At 45.8% G+C, this 24,007-nt stretch carries 16 protein-coding genes and 1 other annotated feature (1 of these 17 running past the window's edge); of the genes, 11 read left to right on the top strand and 5 right to left on the bottom strand.

From position 1 onward, the window contains the following. The 11 genes from galE to pulA all read left to right on the top strand — a co-directional run bounded on the left by galE (position 1) and on the right by pulA (position 15,536). The gene (galE, locus tag NYE58_RS09205) at positions 1-987 is read left to right on the top strand and encodes a UDP-glucose 4-epimerase GalE (RefSeq protein ID WP_076126362.1); all 987 of its coding nucleotides are present in this window, start codon (positions 1-3) and stop codon (positions 985-987) included. 54 nt (positions 988-1,041) lie between these two features. Further along, entirely contained in the window at positions 1,042-2,622 is a 1,581-nt protein-coding gene (locus NYE58_RS09210; protein ID WP_076218462.1) for a UDP-glucose--hexose-1-phosphate uridylyltransferase, read from the top strand. Between the two features lie 163 nt (positions 2,623-2,785). Further along, on the top strand, positions 2,786-3,949 hold the full coding sequence (locus NYE58_RS09215) for an iron-containing alcohol dehydrogenase (protein WP_076218461.1): 1,164 nt from the start codon (positions 2,786-2,788) through the stop codon (positions 3,947-3,949). 54 nt (positions 3,950-4,003) lie between these two features. Next, a complete protein-coding gene (locus tag NYE58_RS09220) occupies positions 4,004-4,183 on the top strand; it encodes a hypothetical protein (protein WP_341001587.1) in 180 nt (59 codons plus the stop codon). 753 nt (positions 4,184-4,936) lie between these two features. Next, complete coding sequence (locus NYE58_RS09225; RefSeq protein ID WP_076184696.1) at positions 4,937-5,473, top strand: protease; 537 nt, start codon at positions 4,937-4,939, stop codon at positions 5,471-5,473. After that, entirely contained in the window at positions 5,473-7,065 is a 1,593-nt protein-coding gene (locus NYE58_RS09230) for a flotillin family protein (protein WP_139330125.1), read from the top strand. The genes NYE58_RS09225 and NYE58_RS09230 overlap by 1 nt, the downstream gene beginning before the upstream one ends. Before the next feature lie 410 nt (positions 7,066-7,475). Further along, a complete protein-coding gene (glcT, locus tag NYE58_RS09235; RefSeq protein ID WP_076126370.1) occupies positions 7,476-8,354 on the top strand; it encodes a glucose PTS transporter transcription antiterminator GlcT in 879 nt (292 codons plus the stop codon). A 265-nt stretch (positions 8,355-8,619) separates the two neighbouring features. Further along, positions 8,620-10,689: a glucose-specific PTS transporter subunit IIBC gene (gene ptsG, locus NYE58_RS09240; RefSeq protein WP_076135917.1), complete on the top strand. Its 2,070-nt coding sequence runs from the start codon at positions 8,620-8,622 to the stop codon at positions 10,687-10,689. Positions 10,690-10,787: 98 nt separating this feature from the next. Then, positions 10,788-11,063: an HPr family phosphocarrier protein gene (locus tag NYE58_RS09245; RefSeq protein WP_076126374.1), complete on the top strand. Its 276-nt coding sequence runs from the start codon at positions 10,788-10,790 to the stop codon at positions 11,061-11,063. Continuing rightward, positions 11,056-12,768: a phosphoenolpyruvate--protein phosphotransferase gene (gene ptsP, locus NYE58_RS09250; RefSeq protein WP_076126376.1), complete on the top strand. Its 1,713-nt coding sequence runs from the start codon at positions 11,056-11,058 to the stop codon at positions 12,766-12,768. The genes NYE58_RS09245 and ptsP overlap by 8 nt, the downstream gene beginning before the upstream one ends. 380 nt (positions 12,769-13,148) lie before the next feature. Next, on the top strand, positions 13,149-15,536 hold the full coding sequence (gene pulA, locus NYE58_RS09255; protein WP_341001588.1) for a type I pullulanase: 2,388 nt from the start codon (positions 13,149-13,151) through the stop codon (positions 15,534-15,536). A gap of 61 nt (positions 15,537-15,597) precedes the next feature. Here the strand turns inward: pulA and NYE58_RS09260 are convergent, their stop codons facing one another. From NYE58_RS09260 to NYE58_RS09280, 5 genes are all read right to left on the bottom strand, one after another. Further along, complete coding sequence (locus NYE58_RS09260; protein WP_341001589.1) at positions 15,598-17,211, bottom strand: sensor domain-containing diguanylate cyclase; 1,614 nt, start codon at positions 17,209-17,211, stop codon at positions 15,598-15,600. A gap of 413 nt (positions 17,212-17,624) precedes the next feature. Beyond that, complete coding sequence (locus NYE58_RS09265; RefSeq protein WP_341001590.1) at positions 17,625-18,797, bottom strand: ABC transporter permease; 1,173 nt, start codon at positions 18,795-18,797, stop codon at positions 17,625-17,627. Then, the gene (locus NYE58_RS09270) at positions 18,794-19,492 is read right to left on the bottom strand and encodes an ABC transporter ATP-binding protein (RefSeq protein WP_076277650.1); all 699 of its coding nucleotides are present in this window, start codon (positions 19,490-19,492) and stop codon (positions 18,794-18,796) included. The genes NYE58_RS09265 and NYE58_RS09270 overlap by 4 nt, the downstream gene beginning before the upstream one ends. After that, positions 19,489-20,949 carry an efflux RND transporter periplasmic adaptor subunit gene (locus NYE58_RS09275; protein WP_076277651.1) on the bottom strand — a complete coding sequence of 487 codons (1,461 nt, stop codon included), beginning with the start codon at positions 20,947-20,949 and terminating at the stop codon, positions 19,489-19,491. Before NYE58_RS09275 ends, NYE58_RS09270 begins: the two co-directional genes overlap by 4 nt. A gap of 24 nt (positions 20,950-20,973) precedes the next feature. Beyond that, a complete protein-coding gene (locus tag NYE58_RS09280; protein ID WP_076277652.1) occupies positions 20,974-23,535 on the bottom strand; it encodes a hypothetical protein in 2,562 nt (853 codons plus the stop codon). A 265-nt stretch (positions 23,536-23,800) separates the two neighbouring features. Further along, positions 23,801-24,007: a binding site (T-box leader), on the top strand (it continues 79 nt past the right edge of the window).

The raw sequence follows: 24,007 nt of genomic DNA on the forward strand, positions 1-24,007 counted from the left end.
ATGGCGATTTTAGTAACAGGTGGAGCAGGGTATATTGGGTCCCATACTGTAGCGGAGCTGCTGGATCGTGGTGAAGAAGTGGTGGTCCTCGACAATCTGCTAACAGGGCATCGTGAGGCGTTGCTGGGTGGCAAGCTGTACGAAGGTGATCTGCGTGATAAAGAACTGCTGGGTAAGCTGTTCGCTGAAAATGAGATTGAAGCGGTTATCCATTTTGCTGCAAGCTCTTTGGTCGGAGAAAGCATGAAGGACCCTGTAAAATATTATGACAACAACGTATATGGTACACAGTGTCTTCTAGAAGCTATGCAAAAAGCGGGCGTGAACAAGATCGTATTCTCGTCCACAGCCGCAACCTACGGCGAACCGGAAAAGGTGCCGATTGAAGAAACAGACCGCACTGAACCAGCCAATGTGTATGGAGAAACTAAGCTGACCATGGAACGGATGATGGCTTGGTTTGATAAAGTACTGGGCATTAAATACGTAGCATTGCGTTACTTCAATGCAGCTGGCGCACATGCCAGTGGCAAAATCGGTGAAGACCATCGTCCAGAAAGTCATTTGGTGCCGCTGGTATTGCAAACGGCCTTGAAGCAACGTGACAGTATCGCAGTTTTCGGAGATGACTATCCTACAGAAGACGGTACTTGTGTGCGCGACTACATCCATGTCAGCGATCTGGCTGACGCCCATGTTCGTGCGGTAACTTACCTGCGCAGCGGAAGCAGCAGCAATATTTTTAACCTGGGCAATGGACTTGGATTCTCGGTAAAACAGGTGATTGAAACGGCGAAGAAGGTTACTGGACTTGAAATTCCTGTAGTCATTCAAGAACGCCGTGCCGGCGATCCGGCTGTGCTGGTAGCTTCTTCTGACAAAGCGCGTAGCGTCCTTGGATGGAACCCGCAGCATGCAGATTTGGAAGATATCATTCAAAGTGCATGGAACTGGCACTCTGCCAATCCGCAAGGATACGGAGAATAAGGGACTTTAGGTTAGCTTATCTTGAACTTGAGACCCTACTTAAGGAGAATTAAAATGCACAACGAGAATAAGATTACACCTGCTGGCCAGAAAGCATTACATGCGATTGAGCAGCTTGTTCTGTTCGCACTGCGCCAGCAGCTTATAGCTCCATCCGATGAAGATTATAGCCGTAATGTGCTGCTCGAACAGTTCGGTTTCAGTGAGCCGCATGTAGGTGATATCGATCAAAGTCCATTGGAAGGGCCGCAGGCTCCACTCGATGCACTGATTGATTATGGTTTTGAAATCGGATTGATCCCAGAGAATAGTGACACTTACCGTGACTTGCTGGATGCCAAGATTATGGGACTTCTCATGGCCCGTCCTTCGGATGTAAATGCTGAGTTCTATAGTCTGACCGCTGAAAAAGGCATCTCCGCGGCTACAGACCGTTTTTATAAATTGAGCATTGATTCGAACTATATTCGGATGGATCGGATCTCGAAGAATGTCTACTGGCTGCAGGATTCGCCGTATGGAGACATTGAAATGACGATCAATTTGTCCAAGCCTGAGAAAAATCCGAAGGAAATCGCAATGGCTCGGCTGCTCCCGCCGCCAGTCTATCCGAAATGTCTGCTGTGCCGTGAGAATGTAGGTTATGCCGGACGGATCAATCATCCGCCGCGCCAGAACCTGCGTATCATTCCGCTTAACCTGAATAATGAAAAATGGTTCTTCCAATACTCGCCATATGTTTATTACAATGAGCACTGCATTGTATTCCATCATGATCATGTGCCAATGAAGCTCACCAAGGATACCTTGAAGCGGCTGCTTTGCTTCGTGGAATCATTCCCGCATTATTTTATTGGCTCCAATGCAGACTTACCGATTGTTGGCGGCTCTATTCTGACGCATGACCATTTTCAGGGCGGACGCCACACATTCCCGATTCAAAAAGCGCCTAAGGAAGATACATTTACACATGCTTCTTATCCGGGTGTCAGCATTAATATCGTAAAATGGCCGATGTCCGTATTGCGCTTAAATGGAGAAGATCCTGCGGTTCTATTGGAATGCGGAAATGCGCTTTATGAAGCTTGGAAAGCCTACAGCGATCCAGAGGCGGAAGTGCTAGCCTTTAGTGAGGTTGACGGTGAAGTACAACCACATAATACCGTTACTCCTATCGTACGCCGGGCCGAGGACGGCAGCTTCGAGATGGATCTTGTGCTGCGGAATAACCGGACTAATGAGCAATATCCTGAAGGGATTTTTCATCCACACCGGGAAATGCATCATATCAAGAAAGAAAACATCGGCTTGATTGAAGTTATGGGACTGGCGATTCTGCCGGGCCGTTTGAAGGAAGAACTCGATTCCATCGCAGGTATTCTTGCAGGAGATCAAGCGCTGTTAGAAGCGGTGAAGAATGACCCTAGTCATTCTCTTGCGCAGCATGCGGCTTGGATTCAGGAGCTGGTGGAGCGATTCGGAACTGCACTGCAACACGAGGAAGCGCTCAAGATTGTGCAGAACGAAGTTGGCATCAAGTTTACGCATATTCTTGAACACGCTGGCGTTTACAAACGGACTCCAGAAGGTCAAGCGGCTTTCCGCCGTTTCGTAACAAGCTTCGGCGCTTTGTAGTAAGTGAATTTGGATTTAAGGATGTCCTCTAGCCTATGGGCTTGGGGCATCTTTTTTTATTCGGAATGACGAAACCCAGCCACCTAATTTGAATGCGGGTAATCAGAGGTTTATAATACGAAGGAGTAAGACATTATGAATTAACTACTGGAGGTTTACACATATGCGTAAATTTGAATTTTATAATCCTACCAAGCTGATTTTTGGACAGGGTACCCTTGAAGCCTTGAAGACAGAGGTGCCTAAGTACGGTAAAAATGTGCTTTTGATGTACGGTGGCGGCAGTATCAAGCGCAGCGGTTTGTACGATAAAGTAGTTGCTGAGCTGAGTTCAATAGGCGCTACAGTGACTGAACTCTCTGGAGTAGAACCCAATCCACGTCTTTCCACAGTACATAAAGGCGTAGAGCTGTGCCGGGAGCATAATATTGACCTTGTTCTTGCAGTAGGGGGCGGAAGCGTATTGGACTGCGCAAAAGCTGTTGCTGTTGGAGCGAAATATGATGGTGATATGTGGGACTTTGTAGAGCGTAAAGCAGCGGCTCAAGACGCGCTTCCACTGGGTACAGTGCTGACAATGGCTGCTACGGGTTCCGAAATGAATAACGGCTCGGTAATCACAAACGAGGTTACTAAGGAAAAAATGGGTTGGGGCAGCGTGCATGCCTACCCGGCATTCTCGATTCTTGATCCAGAGAACACTTTTTCTCTGCCACGTGATCAGACCGTTTATGGCATGGTGGACATCATGTCGCATGTTCTGGAGCACTATTTCCATACAGACGGCAATACACCGGTACAAGACGGGTTCTGTGAAACTTTGCTGCGCACTGTAATTGAAACCGCACCGAAGCTTATCGAAGATCTGAACAACTACGAGCTGCGTGAGACCATTATGTACTGCGGTACGATGGCGCTTAACGGAATGGTCAGCATGGGTTTTGCCGGAGATTGGGCGACTCATAATATCGAGCATGCAGTGTCGGCTGTATACGATATTCCGCATGGCGGAGGTTTGGCGATTCTGTTCCCGCAATGGATGAAATATAATCTCAGCACAAACCCTGCGCGTTTCCGTCAGCTTGCAGTAAATGTGTTCGGAGTTGAACCTGCTGGCAAAACTGATGCAGAAATCGGGCTGGAGGGTATCGAGGCTCTGCGCAATTTCTGGGATTCCATCGGTGCGCCGAAGACACTCGGAGATTATGATATTGATGACAGCGAGATCGGCAGTATGGCTGACAAGGCTGTTCGTTTCGGAGCATTTGGTAATTTCCGCAAGCTTGAGCGTGAAGACGTAGTTGAGATTTATAAAATGGCTTTGTAAGTAATTCTTCTACGAAAAGAGACCAATTGTCTTTATTCCAGAAGTCACAATAGAATGTCAAAGAAGCGATTCCTCCGTTATGGAAGAATCGCTTCTTTGTATTTATGTTCTAGTGTGACTTGCTCCTCTTTCTATACTTTCCTGTCGCTCTCATCCCAAGGTTTCGCTGCCGCTGACCGTACCTCCGCTGCTGCTGGGGTACCTCATCAATCACTGTTCGCACCCGTAATCTAATCCGTCGACCGTCCTCGGTAGTCTTACGGACCCAGCTGACGTTATTTGCGAATTTTCAGCCTTTTGAGCAAGTTTTCGGACACCAGAGACACTATTGCTTCGAAATGGTCTTATATTTGCTGGTTTTTATGCCAATAGGGACTATGCGGTCCGATAGCATACCAAATGTTGGATAAATCGGCGAATAGGGTCTGCTGAGTCCGATGGGCCGAGGTGCGTAAGCAGCATAGCCTCTTCATACGCGCGAGAGTGTTACCCAACCAACTAGTGTTTGTAATCCCCCCTCACAACCGATTCCTCTACCAATACACGCCTACCCTACGGACCTAGCTGACGTTATTTGCGAATTTTCAGCCTTTTGAGCAAACTTTCGGACACCAGAGACACTATTGCTTCGAAATGGTCTTATATTTGCTGATTTTCATGCGAATAGGGGCTATGCGGTCCGATAGCATACCAAAAGTCGGATAAATCGGCGAATAGGGTCTGCTGAGTCCGATGGGCCGAGGTGCGTAAGCAGCATAGCCTCTTCATACGCGCGAGAGTGTTACCCAACAAAAATCCGCGCTTCACCAACTATGGGACGGCCTTTAGGACAACCCAGCACATGTAATAAAATAGTGCCAATGTGAGCATGCTTATCCTCTGAATGGAACTTATTTGGGTGAATATCCAAAGATTGTGAAACCAAGGACCTACTTTGTACGTTTAATGTAATATGACAGTCCTGATTGAAGACAGGAGGAAATAAAAATGCAAACGCTGTATTTAGGCTGCTTGGCGCTAGGCGTCATATTTGCCATAGTCAGCGTCCTGGTGGGAGATCTGATCGGAGATGCCTTGCATGGGGTCTTTGATTTCGTATCCGTAGATTTTCTGAATCCCACCGTACTGGCAGGAGGGATAACCGTGTTCGGCGGAGCGGGCATTCTTCTAACCCGGTACAGCGCTCTGGAAGCTGGGGCGATCATTGCTTTGTCTTTGTTAGCCGCCGCTTTTTTGGGAGTACTTATGTATCTAGGGGTGGTTAAGCCCATGGAAAAAAGCGAAATGTCCAATGGTTTCTCAATGAGTGATCTGCCTGGCAAGATCGGGGAAATCACAATTCCTGTTCCCGCCACTGGTTATGGTGAGATTATGGTAAAGTTTGGCGCCGGCAATAGCCTGCATACGGCAGCAAGCTTTGATCATGAGCTGCTTCCGGCAGGGATTAAAGTTGTTGTAGTGGAGGTTAGAGAAGGCGTTGCATTGGTGTCAGAATTCGAAAAGAGAAGAGGAGTGGATCTTTAATGTTCGGTATTCCTGAGTATTTGTTAGTCCCTGCTGTTGTCGTTGCTGTTTTGTTTGTGCTAGGTATCGCATTCTGGGCACGTTACAAAACGGTTGGACCCGATGAAGGGATGATCGTAACGGGGTCGTTCTTGGGGAAAAATCATATTTCAGACGATGGTTCTGGTCGTAAAATAAAGATTGTACGCGGGGGCGGGGCCTTTATACTCCCAGTCTTTCAGAAGGCTGAATTTATGTCGCTTCTTTCTCATAAACTCGATGTGACGACCCCGGAGGTATACACCGAACAAGGGGTTCCGGTTATTGCCGACGGTGTGGCGATCATTAAAGTGGGTAGCTCAACGGAAGATGTGGCGACAGCTGCTGAGCAATTTATGGGCAAACCGATTGAAGCACTGAAGAGCGAAGCACAAGAAGTTCTTGAAGGTCATCTGCGGGCCATTCTCGGTTCGATGACCGTTGAGGAAGTATATCGTAACCGTGACCGCTTTGCGCAAGAGGTTCAAGGCGTGGCGGCACGTGATCTTAAGAAAATGGGTCTGCAAATTGTTTCCTTTACCATCAAGGATGTGCGAGACAAACATGGATATCTAGAGGCACTGGGTAAACCGCGGATAGCTGCTGTGAAGCGGGATGCAGAGATCGCTGAAGCAGAAGCAGTGCGGGATGCGAGAATTCAAAAGGCAAACGCAGAAGAGCAAGGGCAAAAAGCTGAGCTGCTGCGGGATACGAATATTGCCGAAGCCTCCAAGGAAAACCAGCTTAAGGTGGCTGCGTTTAAACGGGATCAGGATACAGCGAAAGCGGAAGCCGATCAGGCTTATCATATTCAAGAGGCACGTGCAAAGCAGACCGTTGTTGAAGAACAGATGAAGGTTGAGCTGGTACGTAAGGAACGTGAAATCGATTTGCAAGCCAAAGAAATTCAAGTCCGCGAGAAGCAGTATGATGCTGAAGTGAAGAAAAAAGCAGAAGCGGATCGTTATGCAGTAGAGCAAGCGGCGGAAGCCGATAAGGCGAAGAGAATGCGTGAGGCAGATGCCTTGCAATATAGTATTGAAACGCAAGCTAAAGCGACATCTGAGCAGAAGCGTCTTGAAGGTCAAGCGATGGCGGATGCAGAGCTGGCTAAAGGTACAGCGGATGCTGAGGTTATCCGGTTGCGCGGTCTAGCGGAAGCAGAAGCCAAAGAGAAACTGGCGGAAGCTTTCCAGAAATTCGGCGAAGCAGCGGTGCTCGATATCATCGTCAAAATGCTGCCTGATTTGGCTGGCCAAATTGCGAAGCCGCTGGCATCTATTGATAAACTTACCGTTGTAGATACCGGTAACGGGGAAGGTGCAGCCCGGGTCAGCAATTATGTGACTCAGCTAATGTCCACCGCTCCAGAGATGTTGAAGAGCGTCTCAGGGATTGATGTAGAGGCACTGATCAAGGGGTTGACCTCTAAAGCTTCCGGAAGCAAAGGAGCATCAGTTACACCAGTCGCACCTGTTGCACCAGCTACACCTGCAACTTATATTCAGCCATCAGTAACATCTAGTACAGCCAGCGAGACTTTAACTTCTGTGCCTGAACAAAAGGAAAAATAGTTTAATGCAATTTATATGGATTTAATTTACTTAAGGTATGACTGGCAAAGCTGCTGGTCATACCTTAATCTTTATGTTTTGATCTGTTTTGATCTAAATTAGACAACATGATAAAAAGCTCATGCGTTTACAGGTGATTTTTGATAAACCTTATAGCTTATCGGCATCCCGTGGGAATTATTGTATATACAGACATCGACGCTTTCACTGGTGTTTAAAGATTTTTTCAGGTAAAATAAAAGCCTTTAAGGCTGTTCACTCTGATCTACTAGCTTAGTAAGGACACAGAGTGTTCTTCTAATATGCAATTCTTGGTGTTATGATGGTAGCAAAGCTTGTATTCATCGTACGATTTCTTATTGCGTATGCTGCTGGAAGTTAGGTGTTTAGAAATAAAAGAGGTGTCAAAAATGAGTAGCATAACAGTGGCGAAGGTGTTGAATAACAACGTTATCATTGCCCAGCATCCTCAATATTCCGAGGTTGTAGTTATCGGTAAAGGGATAGGGTTTAACCGCAAGCTGCGTGATCAGATTAATCTATCCTCCGTGGAGAAGATGTTTATTCTTCGCAGCCAGGAGGAACAGGAACAATATAAACAGCTTCTTCCCCAAGTGGATGAGAAGTTGATTGAGGTCGTTCAAGAAATAGTATTACATATTATGCATTGTAGCCGTCAGCCGCTTAATGAGCATATTCACATTGCACTTACCGACCATATTTCTTTTGCTATCCGTCGTTTCGAACAAGATATCCCAATTCATAATCCATTTTTGTATGAAACTAAGGAGATTTATCCTGAGGAATATAAGATGGCAGAATATGCGATTGGAAGGATCAATGAGGCTATGGGCGTGGAATTGCCGGTGGATGAGATAGGTTTTGTGGCTCTTCATATTGTCAGTGCACTTAGTAATAGGCAAATTTCCGAGGTTAGACAACATTCTCTCTTGATTGGAGAGCTGGTTGGGTTAGTCGAGAATTATCTGGACTATCGAATCCCACGTGATTCACTTGATTACTCAAGACTGGTAACCCATCTGCGATTCGTTCTAGAAAGATTACGCCGTGGAGAGGCGGTACAAGAGACCTCAACCCTGGATGGACTCATGAAACGGGAGTATCCTGAGATGTATTCGTTGGCTTGGAAATTAACAAAAATTATCGAACAGCGTGTGCGAATTCCCGTGTATCAAGCTGAGGTGAGTTATTTGACGATTCACCTGCAGCGTATTGCCCAGAAAAAAGTGGACGAACAAGATATGGACAAGAATGGTGAAGCTCCTTAAAGTGCAAAAGTTGTAACAAATCATGGTTTCAAAAAAAACGCTTGCCACTTAAAAAAAACGATGCTACAATGTTCACTGTCATCAACAAAACAGAATATCGAGCGTGTAACTGATTCGATCAGGCATGAGTGAATTACAGTATTTTGGTTGTTAACCCCCTTCTTGGGGCAATCTAACGATAGCGTTAGATTACAACTTCTATACTGTGTTGCTCATGCCTTTTTTGGCATCTGTTTTAGTGAAATTAATGAAAGGAGTAACCTAAATGTTTAAAAAGTTGTTTGGTGTTTTACAAAGAGTTGGTAAAGCTCTGATGCTTCCAGTAGCTATTCTGCCTGCGGCAGGTTTGCTTCTTGGAATAGGAAACATGCTGGTAAACCCAGACTTCCTGCAATATGTTCCAGCACTGGAGAACCATGTTGTTCAGGCTGTTGCCAACGTATTGATGAACTCAGGACAAATTGTATTTGATAATCTAGCCTTACTCTTCGCGGTGGGGGTTGCGATAGGTTTAGCCGGCGGTGAAGGTGTTGCAGGTCTAGCTGCCATTATCGGTTTCCTCGTAATGAACATTACGATGGGTACAGTTATTGGCGTTAATGATTACGTCCTGAGCCAAGGCGACTTCTCGTATGCCAGCGTATTAGGGATTCCAACACTGCAAACAGGGGTGTTTGGAGGTATACTCGTCGGGATATTGGCTTCGGCCATGTACAAGCGATTCTTCAAAATTGAGCTTCCTTCTTACCTGGGTTTCTTCGCAGGTAAACGTTTCGTACCGATCATGACGGCGGTAACAGCTCTAATCTTGGGCTTGTTACTAACAATAGTATGGCCACCTATTCAACATGGTCTGAACTATGTGTCACAAAGTATGATTGATACGAACAAAACGCTTGCAGCGTTTATCTTCGGAACGATCGAGCGTTCGCTCATTCCTTTTGGACTGCATCACATTTTCTACTCTCCATTCTGGTATGAATTTGGTACCTACGTTGATAAAGCTGGAGAATTGGTACGTGGTGACCAACGGATCTTCATGCAGCAGCTTCGCGATGGAGTAGACTTCACAGCAGGGACATTTACTACAGGTAAATATCCATTCATGATGTTTGGTCTTCCAGCAGCGGCTTTGGCTATCTATCATGAAGCTAAACCTCAGAATAAAAAGATCGTCGGAAGTTTGATGATTTCCGCGGCATTGACATCGTTCTTGACAGGGATTACCGAGCCGCTCGAATTCTCGTTCCTATTCGTGGCTCCGTTGCTGTTCGCTGTACATGCTGTGTTTGCAGGTCTGTCCTTTATGACTATGCATATTCTGGATGTTAAAATCGGCATGACATTCTCGGGTGGCTTTATCGATTTTGTGCTCTTTGGTATTATCCCGAACCGTACAGCTTGGTGGCTGGTCATTCCGGTAGGTCTGGTCCTTGCCTTAATTTATTACTTCGGCTTCCGGTTTGTAATTCGGAAATTCAATCTTATGACACCGGGTCGTGAAGAAGATACGAATGAAGAAGAAGAAGTGAATACGGAGTCTGTCTCCAGAGCCGGTGATGATCTACCGCGGAACATTTTGTCCGCTCTAGGTGGTAAAGAAAACATCACTCATCTAGACGCTTGTATTACCCGCCTTCGTGTTGAAGTTAAAGATAAGGCAGGCGTAGACAAGAACCGTCTTAAGAAACTTGGTGCATCAGGTGTGCTGGAAGTGGGTAATAACGTTCAAGCGATTTTTGGCACACGTTCAGATACGATTAAATCGCAGATTCAAGATGTGATTAACGGAAAGACACCTGCAGCTTCAGCAGCTCCAGTAGTGGTTACTCCAGAGCCAGAAGAAGAACAACAGGCAGGTGAAGCTGGTGAAGCGATTATCAAGGAAGATATCGTATCTCCAGTAAACGGTGAATTGTTGGATATCACAGAGGTGCCAGATCCAGTATTCTCCCAAAAAATGACGGGCGACGGCTTCGCGTTCCTATCCGAAGATGGGAAGATTGCTTCACCGGTTTACGGTAAGGTATTTAACGTGTTCCCGAGCAAACATGCCATCGGTATTATGTCTGACGGAGGCAAGGAAGTGCTAGTTCATATTGGGGTTAATACGGTTAAGCTTAAAGGTCAAGGCTTCACGGTATTAGTTGAAGAGGGCGATCTTGTAGCGGCTGGACAACCGATTATGGAAGTGGATTTAGAGTATGTAAAAGCACATGCACCTTCTGTAATCTCACCTGTTATTTTCTCTAATTTACCAGAGGGCTCTTCTGTGACATTGAAGAAGCCGGGTAAGGTTTCTATAGGAGACCAAGACATCATTACGATTCAGTAAAAGTGCAAGGGCCGATGCTTCCTTGTTCATACAAGGAAGCGAAGCTTTCACTATAAATTTAAAATACTTTAATAACAGAAAGCGAGTTGGATAATATTATGCAAAAAACATTCAGAATTGTCGATGAAGATGGAATTCACGCACGTCCAGCAACTGCCTTGGTAAATACAGCAACAAAATTCAAAGGTACAGAAGCATATGCAGAAGCTAAAGGTAAAAAAGTAACTTTGAAATCCATTCTTGGCGTATTATCATTGGGTCTTGAAGCTGGGGATACTTTGTCTTTAATTACTGAAGGAAGCGAAGAAGCAGAAGCTTTGAACGCTCTTCAAGAAGTAATGATTAAAGAAGGGCTAGGGGAAATCCATGAATAAGATTTCAGGAATCGCGGCTTCAGCAGGGATTGCAGTAGCCCGTGCTTTTATCCTGAAACATCCGGATTATACGATTACGAAGACAAGTATCAGTGATACTGAAGCAGAAGTCGCTAAGTTGAATGATGCACTCGCCAAATCAAGAGTGGAGCTGCAAACGATTAAAGAGCGTACTTTGGCAGAGCTGGGGGAGAAGAAGGCTGAGATTTTCGAATCACATCTGCTTATTCTTGATGACCCAGAGCTGATCAATCCTGTAATTGATAAAATCCGTGAGGAATCGGTTAACGCGGACTATGCGCTAAACGAAGTGGCTACGCAATTCATTGAGATGTTCGAAAATATGAAGAGTGCCTATCTGCAGGAACGTGCAGCTGACATGCGTGATGTTACCAAGCGCTTGCTGAACCACCTGCTGGGCATTCATTATGTAAGTCCTGCAGAAATCAGTGAAGAAGTAATCGTGATTGCTCAAGATCTAACACCATCGGATACAGCACAGCTTAATCGTAAGTTCGTTAAAGGCTTCACAACGAACATTGGTGGACGTACTTCCCACTCTGCGATTATGGCACGTTCTTTGGAAATTCCAGCGGTTGTTGGAACTAAAACGGTTCTGTCAGAAGTGAATTCTGGCGATTTGGTGATTGTCGATGGTCTGAACGGAGACGTTCTGATCAATCCTAGCGAAGCTGAAGTGGCAGAGTACACTCGCAAGCAGGAAGCTTACGACTTGCAAATCGCAGAATGGAAGAAACTTCGCGACGAACCTACAGTATCAGCAGACGGTAAACATGTTGAACTAGCTGCCAATATTGGTACACCAAATGATGTGAATGGTGTCATTGAGAATGGTGGCGAAGGTGTAGGTCTGTACCGCACTGAGTTCCTTTACATGGGTCGCGATAAGCTGCCTTCTGAGGAAATTCAATATAACGCCTACCGTACTGTACTTGAGAACATGAAGGGTAAGCCGGTAGTCGTACGTACCCTGGATATCGGTGGCGATAAAGAGCTGCCTTATCTTGACCTTCCGAAGGAAATGAATCCTTTCCTTGGTTTCCGTGCGATCCGTCTTTGCCTGGATCGTCAGGATATTTTCCGTACTCAATTACGCGCATTACTAAGAGCAAGTGTTCACGGGGATCTTCGCATTATGTTCCCTATGATAGCTACGCTTGGTGAATTCCGTGCTGCACGTGATCTTTTGCTCGAAGAGAAAGCTAAGCTTCGGGAAGAAGGTAAGGAAGTATCAGACAACATTCAGCTTGGCATAATGGTTGAGATTCCATCAACTGCTGTACTGGCTGACCAGTTTGCTAAGGAAGTTGATTTCTTCAGTATCGGTACGAATGATCTTATTCAATATACAATGGCTGCGGACCGTATGAATGAACAGGTATCTTACCTGTATCAGCCTTACAATCCAGCCATCCTGCGTTTGGTCAAAAATGTAATTGATGCAGCCCATGCAGAAGGTAAATGGACGGGGATGTGTGGTGAAATGGCTGGTGACGCAACAGCTATTCCGCTGCTACTGGGTCTTGGTCTCGACGAATTCAGCATGAGTGCAACTTCCATTTTGCCAGCGCGTAGTCAAATATCTAAATTGTCGGCTGCCGACATGAAGGATTTGGCTGCAAAAGCGTTGCAGCTTGGCACGGCTGAAGAAGTCGCTGCGCTTGTTCAAAGTATCGCTAAGTAACTTTTTACGCATGCATTAATCCGTTTTAGCGTTCTACTGTTTTTCCAACTACTATTGCCGACTTCCGATGGCTGGAGGTCGGCTTTTTTATGTTTTTTAACCTATAATTTTCTGTAATTCGACCTCATTTACTGTTCACTGTTTATTTTCTTTATTGCGCAGATGTCTATACCGATAGTATTAGTAATGAGCATAAAGTCGATAAGGAACCCAAACCTATAAATATGTCGTACATATAATAGTAAGGATCCATAGAAAGTTTATACTCCATTTGCCGACTTGCAGCGCTGTGCAAGTATTAATATGAAATGAATTGGTAATATATGGACTTATAAGCAACCCCACAGGTTAGGTGGGGAGCCATAGGATGGTGTTAATTCATGAGTAAAAATTATATAAATGCAGAATTGATGATGGAAGTCTACGAGGGCAAGGATTTAGGCTTGACGTATTCAACGGAGTACAGTGTATTTAAAGTCTGGGCACCTACGGCACTTGCTGTGTCCCTTGTACTGTACGAAACAGGTGGGCATCAACTGAATACTGAGTCACCAAAGAGTGCTATGGACAATGGTCGTATTGTATATATGCAGCGTAGTAATGGTGGAGTCTGGCAGACCAAGTTATCAGGTGATCTAAAAGGGAAATATTATATGTACCGTGCTGTTTTTGCAGATGGCAATGTGACGGAAGCAGTAGATCCTTATGCAACAGCGGTATCTGCAAATGGTTTAAGATCAGCAATCGTTAATTTGCAGGATACGAATCCAGAACATTGGGATCAGGATGTAGCGCCTCCGTTACAGCATCCTGCCGACGCAGTGATTTATGAACTGCATGTTCGTGACTTCTCCTCACATGAGAGCTCAGGTATGCATTATAAGGGTAAATTCAAAGCATTTACCGAATTTGGATTAAAGGATTCGGCAGGAAATACAGTGGGGATTGATCATCTGGCTGAATTAGGGATTACCCATGTACATCTGATGCCGGTATTTGATTTTCAGACCGTGGATGAGCTGAAGGTGGTCAATCGGGGTTCCTCCATAGCTAATGTGGACTACAATTGGGGGTATGATCCCCAGCATTATAATGTACCTGAAGGATCTTACAGCACCGATCCTGCCAATCCTGGCTTGCGGATTCGTGAATTTAAAGAGATGGTGCAGGCCTTACACAGCCGCGGGATCGCGGTAATTATGGATGTCGTTTACAACCATACGTATGCTGTGGAGAATGGCCCCTTTGAACCGCTTGTCCCAGATTATTTCTATCGCCGCGATTTTACGGGACGTTTGTCGAATGGCTCCGGGGTTGGCAATGAGCTGGCTACAGAACGTCCGATGGTCCGTAAATTTATTAAGGACTCCTTATCTTATTGGGCTTCGGAATATCATATGGATGGTTTCCGGTTTGATCTAATGGGACTGATGGACAGTGTTACCATGCGGGAGATTACCGAAGAGCTTCGGCTAGAAGTGAATCCGAATCTGTTGCTTTACGGTGAACCTTGGACGGGTGGAGATTCTCCGCTGGCCACTAAAACGCTAAAAGGTGTACAACGGGGCAAGGGCTATGCTGTCTTCAACGATAACTTCCGTTCAGCAATCAAAGGGGATAGTGATGGCTTCGGAAGAGGGTTCGTGACAGGCGAATACGGCAAAGAAGGTGCTATTGCAGCCGGAATTAAAGGAGCAATTCATGAGTTTACGGACTCGCCTGTGGAATCGGTGAACTATGTAACTGCCCATGATAATTTGAATTTATGGGATAAGATGCTTATCGTTCAAGGAGGGAGTCAGGAAGCTGATTTTCCGGTAATCGCTAACATGAATAACGAAGATCTGGAAGAGGCAGTGGCCCTTGCCAATCCATACGTGAATGTAGATCAGGAGAATATTCTCGGTAATGAAACTGTACGTCGATCCTTGCTTGCTAACGGAATGATTCTGACCTCGCAGGGGATTCCTTTCCTGCATGCTGGGGATGAGCTCCTGCGCAGTAAATTTGGAGATCATAACAGCTACCGCAGCGGTGATGCGGTCAACTCGATCCGCTGGAATATGAAAAGTGCATTTAAGCCCGTATTTCAATATTATAAAGGCCTGATCGAGCTGCGGCGTACACATCCGGCATTTCGTCTGCATGGCCGCCAGGAAATTGAACGCTCCTTAGAATTTCTGCGTTGTGATGGCGGAATAGTATCGTATCTGATTAGAAGCCATGCAGGAGGCGATCTCTGGAACAATATTACCGTTGTCTTCAATGCTAATAATGACCGGATGTCGGTATCACTTCCTGAGGTTGCTGATAGTTGGAACGTAGTAGTAGACCATACCCGTGCCGGGATAGAAGCCATCCGCAGAATCGAAGGCAATGAGGTAGAGGTGGAAGGGTTGTCGATGATGGTCCTTTATGATGAATGTGGTGAGCCAGCCCCACGCTCTAAAATTATCGAAATACACTATGAACGCCCAGATCAGAATTACCAAGGCTGGAATCTTTGGGTTTGGGATACAGGAATCCAGGATGGACAATGCGATTTCCGTTATATGGAGAACGGGCGTGCAGTAGCCCGTATCGAAGTGCTGCCAGATACCCAAACTATCGGATATATTTTGCGGCTTAATGATTGGGAAGAAAAAGATGGGGACGGAGACCGTTTCATTGATTGTTCTACGAATGGAGAGTTAACCAAGGTCTTAGTTCGGGATCGTGATCAGGAGATTGACGAAATTTCAGAAGATCATCTTCGGTTAAGCAGTTAGAGGCCATACAAAAAAAGCTGTTTCAGGGTTGATTTTTCCTGAGACAGCTTTTTATTTGCTCTTATGGTTTTACAATGGTCTGGTTAGCTAAACCTTCGTCCACAAGCTCGTAGTAGAGATGGGCTTTATTGCCACCATGGTCTTTGGAGCGATACATCGCCAAATCGGCGGCACGCAGCAGTTCATTAATACTGCTTCCGTGTTCAGGAAATAAAGCGACTCCGATACTCGCGGAGGTGTGGAAGCTGGACCCGTTATCAACAGACCAAGACTTGTTGAACAGTTTAAGTAACCGCTGCAGTGTTTCATCAAGCATCTCTGGAGAAGTGAATCGATGCAGTACAACTGCGAACTCATCTCCGCCGATCCGGAAGGCCTGACCTATTCCTTTAACCGTATGCTGAAGTTCACGGGAGAGCAGCTGAAGAAATTCGTCTCCAGCCAGATGGCCTAAGGTATCATTTAGCTGCTTGAATCTATCACAGTCCAGCAGGGCAAGCGCAATATTTTGCCTCCGTCCTTCGGGTTGGGTGATAAGGTTCTCCATATACATTTTGAAATGAGCCCTGTTGGGAATCGCTGTTAAATGGTCATAGAAGGCTAGCTTATGTAGTCGTTCTTCGTATTGTTTTCGCTGGGTAATTTCCCGAGATAACAGCATAAATTGTGCTGGGAATTTACGGCTGCCGAGAACAGGTGACACCTTAGTTTCAAGCCATACCCACTGACCTTCTGCTCCGCGCATGCGCAGTTCAGAAATACGCGGAGTTCCCTGAACAACACTTTTTAATTTAGCCCAGGCAATTTCCGGTTCACGTATGTAGTTGGATAACGGATCTCCTTTTTTAGGCACATAGCCTAGAATACTGGAGTGTGAGGGAGAAGCATATAGAATCAACCCGTTGGGATCCGTCAAAATAATGAAATCAGACATGGTTTCACCGATAAGCTGATAAAGTGTTTGTTCTTCCAGCATTTCATTCTGGAGCCAGATGATTTTGCGTCCAAGGTAAATAATAACTAGGAGAAACACAAATAAGAGGAGTGAATAAAGAGAGAACAAAGCGCTTTTTTTATCTCCAAATCCATCCGTTACTTGCAAGGCGTAGTTGCCAATCAAGTCCTCTGCTTGATCGAGATGTGTCCTAGCTTCATTGAATTGCGAGTTTAGGGTGAGCGCAGAATATGAATCTGGGTTCCAGCTGCTCTTCGTCCGTTCTGTTATTAGCGTATACCCTGAATTTTTCCATTTGATAATGGTAGTTTCGAAGGAGCTGAGCTCGTTTTTTAATTCGGAAAGGATAATTCCACTTTGTTTCATATCACTGTAAGGGTTTTTTATAGCGTTGATATTTGATCTTGCTACACTTATTCGTTCCTCCGCTTGAAGATTATTATCTATAAACTCCTTAGTGAACTGTTCACCTTCTGCGGCTGTTAGGTTTGAACCCATTGCGATTTGCAAGGCTACAGCGGCTTGATGCAGATCACGATCCGCGCTCAGTATGAGCTTAGAGTTCTGATATATATCATCATAAAGAGAATCTGACAATCTATTAATCGTGTAATTTAAATAGAGTAGCGAGGCGACGCTGATCCCAACCAGAAGGACGGAGATTGCAGCGAAGACATAGAATAGTTTGCGTGTTACCTTGAACTCAAAGAATCCTGCCACAGTCATCTTCTCCCTGTATAAGATGATTAAGAAAATCTATTGCTGCTTAAGTAGAACCTGCAGAACGCAATCTATGGTCAGGCGTAATTTAATACATTCACTGATGTTTGAAGGTGCTTTTGGGATAAAAGAGGTGTTGTATACATAGTGGGAAAACATAGGAAAGTGTACGTGTGAGTAAATGGTAGTTTCTAGTATATCAAGTATATAGGACGTGCTGCTTATAGAGCAATCTTTACTCAGATAATAATCAAAATGACAAAATTTAAAGTTTAGTGTATGGGCCTATTGAATTATCTATATTCAAACCGATGGTTCCTATTACCCAACTCGAGCATAAATGATACCTTTTACAGCTGCTGAAAAAAACTGCCCTTAGTCATCTTAATGACTATAGGACAGCTAATCATTCATTATTCGTTACGCAGTGCGTGAATGGGGCGAAGTCGTGCGGCTTTGTTCGCAGGCATCATTCCAAAAATCACGCCGATGAGTAAGGAGAAAATAAAAGAAATCAGTACCATATCCCAAGCAATGGAAACTGTAAGTGCAGAGTATTTACCCAGCAGCCAACTGACCGCGATACCAATGCCGACCCCAAGCACCCCACCCAAACCGCTGAGCACGATGGATTCAATCATGAATTGAGCGAGGATATCGAATTTTTTGGCACCAATTGCTTTACGGATACCAATCTCACGTGTTCTTTCATTGACAGATACGATCATGATGTTCATGATTCCGATGCCGCCGACAAAAAGTGAGATGCCTGCTATGCCTGCAAGCGCCATGGAAAGTGTATCTGTTGTGGAATTGACAGTTTCCAGCATTTCCTGAGAATCAAACACACTAAAAGCATTATCCGCATAATTGAATTTAGCATCAAGCGTACTTTCCAGTTTTTCTTTTGCAGCTGCTACAGTATCTGCTGAAGTTGTCTTAATGGTGATGGAACGGACGCCTTTACTTTTTAATTGGCGTTCTGCCGCGCTTATAGGAATGAGTATGATATCGTCGTTGGAACCACTTAGACTGGAGCCTTTTGTTTCTAAAAGCCCAACGATTTTATAGCTAATTCCGTTTAACTGGACCTTCTGCCCTACAGGATTGTCTGTACCGAATAAATCTTCGGCCGTACCTGAACCGATCAACGCTACCTTTTGCCGGTATTCGTTATCAATGTCAAGCAAGAAGCGGCCTGCCTGTACATGAAAATCCTTTACCTCCTCATAAGAGGGGGTGATTCCTTCTACAGTTACACTAACGTTGTCTGTTTTATTCTTGGCTGTAGCATTGCCGCTGATCACAGGAGCTACATTTGCTATACCCTCTATATCCCCTAGAGCAAGGGCTTCCGCATAGGTGAGAGAGGTAGTCGCCCCACGGCCAGTAATGTTTACAGTGAGTTGGTTTGTGCCTAGTCCGTTTAGCTGCTCTGTGATCTGTGAAGTAGTTCCTTGCCCAACAGAAACAAGAATGATGACCGAAGAGACTCCAATAATTATCCCAAGCATCGTTAAAAAAGCTCTAACCTTACTGCTGTTGATGCTCTTCAAGGCCATTCGCATGCTTTGGTACAATTTCACCCCGCATTCCTCCGATCTTCCACGAGGTTGCCATCCTGAATACGAATAATCCGCTCCGCTTGTTTAGCTATTTCCAGATCATGTGTGATAAGGATGATGGTATGTCCTTGCTTATTTAACTCACGTATCATTTGCATGACTTCCTGCCCCGTCCGTGTATCCAGTGCCCCGGTTGGTTCATCGGCGAGTAGAATAGGGGGAGATCCCGCCATAGCCCGGGCAATCGCTACCCGCTGTTGCTGTCCTCCCGAAAGCTCAGAAGGGCGGTGATGCATCCGATCCTCCAGCCCTACTTTAATGAGTGCTTCCTGTGCTAGTTGTCTTCTTTCCCGATGGGGGAGGCCACGATAAATCAATGGCAGCTCCACATTTTCAATGGCTGACAGCTTGGGGAGCAGGTTGAAATTTTGAAAGATAAAGCCGATCTTCTCATTGCGGATCGTTGCGAGCTTATTGTCGGATAACTTGCGAACCTCTTGTCCATCTAGAAGATAACTTCCTTCATCAGAGATATCGAGGCAACCAAGCATATTCATGAGTGTTGATTTACCAGAACCGGAGGGACCAATAATAGCTACGAACTCCCCCAGATCAATTGTAAAGGAAAGGCTATTTAAGACCGTCATGGTTTCTCCGGCCATTGTGTAGCCGTGGGACATGTCGTGAACTTCGATCAGAGATGCTGAAGCACTCATCTGCCGCCACCTCCGCCACCACCTGGTGCGCTGCCCATACCACCAGCGCCACCTCCGGTGAAGCCGCCACCCCCACTAAAGCCACTGCCGCCGAAGCCAGCGCCACCCATACTGCCCATACCACCTCTAGTTTCCGTTTCCGTGCTGGTTGTTCCGGTTTTCGTAGAGATTACGGTAGGGATGATCACCTGGTCCCCTTCATGGAGTCCGCTGACAATTTCAATGCTGCTCTCATCATGGAGACCCACTTCGACAGTGACCATCTGTCCTGAGCTATTGCCGCGATTTCTTCCACCGGCAGCGCCGCTGCGAGCGTCAGGAGCCCCGCTGGGCATAGCGCCGCCGCGAGCATCAGGAGCCCCGCTGGGCATAGCGCCGCCGCGAGCGTCAGGAGCCCCGCTGGGCATAGCGCCGTCGCGAGCGTCAGGAGCCCCGCTGGGCATAGCGCCGCCGCGGGCGTCAGGGGCACCGCTAGGCATTGGTACTTGGCCCTCGCCAGCAGTTTTGGAAGTTGTGACTGAACCCGCTGCAAGAGGAATAGAAACTGTGTATTTTCCGTTTCTTTCTTGTACAGCTTCAATAGGTACTGTTAATACATCCTTTTTCTCAGCAGTGGTTACTGAAACTTCCGCAGACATTCCAACAAGAGCACCTTCGGAGCTTGTTAGACCTATGGTAACATCGAAGAGGGAAACACCGTTTGAGGCGGTGCCCTCATTAGCTATTTTCGTAACCGTTCCCTTGAATTCCGTATCAGGCAGAGCATCCAATGAAATAGTGGCAGGCATCCCTAGCTTTACAGTAGGAATATCAAGCTCATCCACCTGCACAACTACACTTAAATTAGCATAATCGGTAATGTCGATGAGTTCAGAGCCGTCCATGGCTTTTTCGCCGCTTGCAATATTAACTGTCGTTACAGTTCCATCAATAGGAGCCGTTAACGGATCAGGAGGAAGCATATCTTCTTGGACAGAAGCTATTTTTTCCTGTTGCGCCGAAATGTCGGTTTTGGCCTTTTCAATCGAACGTTTGGCATTGCCTAGCTCATCTTCTGATGCACCTGCCACGGCCAGCTTCTTATATTGCTCCTGCTTGTCCTCAAGATCGGTCTCAAGCGAGGCAAGTGAAGTTTGCTCCTGCTTAAGATTGTCACTCAGATCATTGCCTTCAAAGGTAATCAAAGTCTGGCCTTTTTTCACGAGATCGCCCTCTTTGACAAGAACCTCAGCTGCGGTCCCGCTGTCCTTCGTTTTTACTTTACCAGTTTCTGTAGCAATCACGGAGCCGGCTCCGGATACACTAACTACGATATCGCCCTTTGTAACGGTAGCTGTGTTAACAGGCACTTCAGCGGCTTGACTGTTCTTATCAGGTAACAATGTATAAACCAGCATTCCTGCTGTGGCTACAACTACAACTCCAAGAGTCCAGAACACTATTTTTTTCTTCTTCATTTCTATCCTCCATAGCTCATCATATTAATTGCCCGATGTATTGCTGGTGTCTGGTTCTGTGCCAGAAGTAGAGTTGCTGTTCGAAGTCGTTGATGCCGCCTGATAAGTGACAACATAGGTTTGTGTTCCCAGCAGATTTCGATGGCCTTGGAATTCGTCGTATAGATTCAACCGGATTGCGCCGCCACCCAGTGTTTTGTACAGGCTGCTTGTGAAGGTTGTGGTGTACGACTTGAAGGTACCTAATTGTAGATCTGTGCCAAGCGTTAATGTTTTTTCCATGCTTTGTCCTAAGGGGTCAATCAGCTCCAACACCAGTTTGTGCTCATAGGTGCCTGATTCATAAAGCGTGCTGGCTGACATGTTGTAGGTTAGGACAGTGCTGAGCGTATCTTTACCAGCGGTGACGGTGGCGACTGCATTTGTAACGGATAGGGTATAAGGAAACATTTCCACGTTCAAAAGATTGCCTTTGGGCTCCACCCCCAACTGGTTCAGTCCAAGCGATACCGTATTGATGTAACCCGTCGATTGACCGCCAGGAGCGGTAAGCTTGCCTTCAGAAACACCCTCCCCGATGTAAAGGACAAGGTTCGCTGGATCTATACCGAGAGGGAGCTTACTCCAGAGGGTGACCAGACTTTTTCCGTTAGGACTGGTGGAGGTTTTGGACTGGGTGACTTCGGCTTCATAATATTGATTGTCTTGTGTTTTGTAATAGGCTACGAGTTGAGCCTGTTCGGATTTACGCGATTCCTCACTGTTCATTTCTAGTTCTGTGTACAAGAGATTTGAATCTGTACCTGGGTACACGAGGTTCCGGCGTACAAGTAATTCCGCTTTTTTACCTTCAAGCTCAAGATGGAAAGAATTTTCAGCTGCAACACTCTGTACCCGGCTGTCCAGTTGGGTAGTACTTAGAGAAAGGAAGTTAAGCTTACTTTCACCTGAAGTTTCTTGCAGGGTGATTTTTAATTGATTGAAAGTATAGCTATAAGGAACATTGGCTACGACATACACAGCAGCCGATTCATTTGGACCGAGGATGGTTTGCGTACTTTCTGAGACAACCTGGGAAGTGCTGCTGATGTCACTTTCTCCAGCTTTGACGACACTTGTAAGCGCAGGAAGCTGAACAGAGGTTGATTTAGTGTTGCGAATGTTGATTTTAGCCACGATCTGGTCTTTGTCAGACCAAGGGAGTCTTTGAATGTTTGCAATTTTGACAACAAATGTACCGTGACTGTTCTCAATGGGGTATTCCGTGTCCTGCCAATTGTTAGTTTGCAGCGTGTAAGGGATCTGATAATAGGCGGTAGGAAAAATGATCTTGCCCTCAGCAGCCGGCTCAGTCATTTGCAGCTGCAATGTTCCTTGATTGAGTGTGAGTGGTACATCTGCGCTGAGTTCAATAATCTTTTCTTCAAGCGGTTTCAATGTTAGGCTGGCAAAATCCTTCGTATCTACCGGAAAGCTATACCCTTCAGCGGCTTTAATAGCAAGTTCATAGGCAGGCACATTCACTGCTTTGTTGCCGCTATTTTTGATGCGGAACTGTAGTGTCCACTTTGCGTTGCCATTGTCAGCATAGACGTTAGCCGTTTTCAGCTGTGTTTCGACTGTATTATTGCTGATTGTAAGCTTCTTCGTGACATTGCTGGCTACGACAAGATCCGGTGTTGTTGCAGCGGGGAGATTGTAGGCGACAACCGGCAACGCTATTTTTAATGAGGCATCTTCTCCGGCAAATTGCAGCGCCATGTTGTCTGTCTTCATATAAGAAGGGATTTCCGTCAAATAGTAGATCGTCTTCTTTTCCTGAGGCTGTACTTTATAGCTGGTGCTGGTGTCATCAAGTGCGAGTTCAAATACAGATCCTCCAGCGGAAGCGAGGTATCCTTTAAGTCCAGTATCACTGAGTACCTTGGTTCCTTGATTAGTGAAGCTAACGCCAACCTTGGCATAGACCTTACCGTTATATTTATAAATTTGCAGGCTCTCTGCCTTGGTGGTTACAGGGAGATTGTTTAGGGTGATCTTTTTACTCTGCCCTCTGGCGACAGCTTGTGAATATCCTGTTGGTACGGTGAAGTTCCCTAGCTTTTTTTGATAATCGGTGGTGTTGAAGTCCCATCCGTACAATGAAATTTTGACCCCGTTTAAAGAGGTGGATTTGCCGATGTTTACATAGTAGGTGATAGATTGACTGCTTTTCGCGGCAATAGATTTGATGGTTGCACTGCTGGTAATAGAGCTTCCTTGAATAACTGTACCGCCGCTAGTAGTTACTTTGGAGAAAAAGTCCACCAGATTGAGGCTAGCGTTGCTTCCATTAGAGTAGCTGAGTGTGTATGTAAGAATATTTCCGCCATCCTGAGTTAATAAGCTGACATCCGTCAGCTTTGCGCTGATGTTAGTCTTCAAGGCTATGGAGCCTAGTTTATCCAGAGCGGATACGGAAGCTGTTGTTGCTATTTTGGTGGATGTAGTCCCGGCCGAAGCGGCATGAGCTCCATACGCTGCAGATTGGCTAAGCACAGCTGTGCTTAGCAGCACCGCGGCTACTTTTATTCTCCGTACATGCATTTGATTTCCTCCCAATAGGATAGTTAATAGTCTGCGAAGGTGCACCCGAGTGGATAAGCAAGCCTTCCTAGTAATGGAAATTATCAAGCTCCGCTGAATGTTAGCTGAAGAAAAGTTGGGAAAATGGCTCTGAAGCTTAAAGCCAGCTTAAAAGAAGATAAAAATTAGCCTAATTTTGTCCAGCTTGTCAAAACGACAGATTTTGCATATAATAAAGAGACATATCTCTTGTAGTAAAGAGATACCTGACAATTAGCATGAATTGTGAAATGCAGTGATGGAGAAGAGTACACAGTGCCTGACTTACAGGGAGGAGACGCCGCGGATTGAGAGCGTTTCTAAGAAGCAGAGCTGTCGAAGTTCACTCCGGAGCAGTTCCCTGAATTCCTTAAGCTGTCTAATAGGGAAGGGTAGGGGATACCGGTCACAGACCGTTATTTCTGTATAAAGTGAGATAGGTATCTGTCCAGCC

This window comes from Paenibacillus sp. FSL L8-0708 (assembly GCF_038009325.1).
Classification (GTDB): domain Bacteria; phylum Bacillota; class Bacilli; order Paenibacillales; family Paenibacillaceae; genus Paenibacillus_AQ; species Paenibacillus_AQ odorifer.

Bases quoted from the DNA above. Each gene is read 5' to 3' on its own strand.
- galE (WP_076126362.1), top strand. From the start codon at position 1: ATGGCGATTTTAGTAACAGGTGGAGCAGGGTATATTGGGTCCCATACT.
- NYE58_RS09210 (WP_076218462.1), top strand. From the start codon at position 1,042: ATGCACAACGAGAATAAGATTACACCTGCTGGCCAGAAAGCATTACAT.
- NYE58_RS09215 (WP_076218461.1), top strand. From the start codon at position 2,786: ATGCGTAAATTTGAATTTTATAATCCTACCAAGCTGATTTTTGGACAG.
- NYE58_RS09220 (WP_341001587.1), top strand. From the start codon at position 4,004: ATGTCAAAGAAGCGATTCCTCCGTTATGGAAGAATCGCTTCTTTGTAT.
- NYE58_RS09225 (WP_076184696.1), top strand. From the start codon at position 4,937: ATGCAAACGCTGTATTTAGGCTGCTTGGCGCTAGGCGTCATATTTGCC.
- NYE58_RS09230 (WP_139330125.1), top strand. From the start codon at position 5,473: ATGTTCGGTATTCCTGAGTATTTGTTAGTCCCTGCTGTTGTCGTTGCT.
- glcT (WP_076126370.1), top strand. From the start codon at position 7,476: ATGAGTAGCATAACAGTGGCGAAGGTGTTGAATAACAACGTTATCATT.
- ptsG (WP_076135917.1), top strand. From the start codon at position 8,620: ATGTTTAAAAAGTTGTTTGGTGTTTTACAAAGAGTTGGTAAAGCTCTG.
- NYE58_RS09245 (WP_076126374.1), top strand. From the start codon at position 10,788: ATGCAAAAAACATTCAGAATTGTCGATGAAGATGGAATTCACGCACGT.
- ptsP (WP_076126376.1), top strand. From the start codon at position 11,056: ATGAATAAGATTTCAGGAATCGCGGCTTCAGCAGGGATTGCAGTAGCC.
- pulA (WP_341001588.1), top strand. From the start codon at position 13,149: ATGAGTAAAAATTATATAAATGCAGAATTGATGATGGAAGTCTACGAG.
- NYE58_RS09270 (WP_076277650.1), bottom strand. From the start codon at position 19,492: ATGAGTGCTTCAGCATCTCTGATCGAAGTTCACGACATGTCCCACGGC.
- NYE58_RS09275 (WP_076277651.1), bottom strand. From the start codon at position 20,949: ATGAAGAAGAAAAAAATAGTGTTCTGGACTCTTGGAGTTGTAGTTGTA.
- NYE58_RS09280 (WP_076277652.1), bottom strand. From the start codon at position 23,535: ATGCATGTACGGAGAATAAAAGTAGCCGCGGTGCTGCTAAGCACAGCT.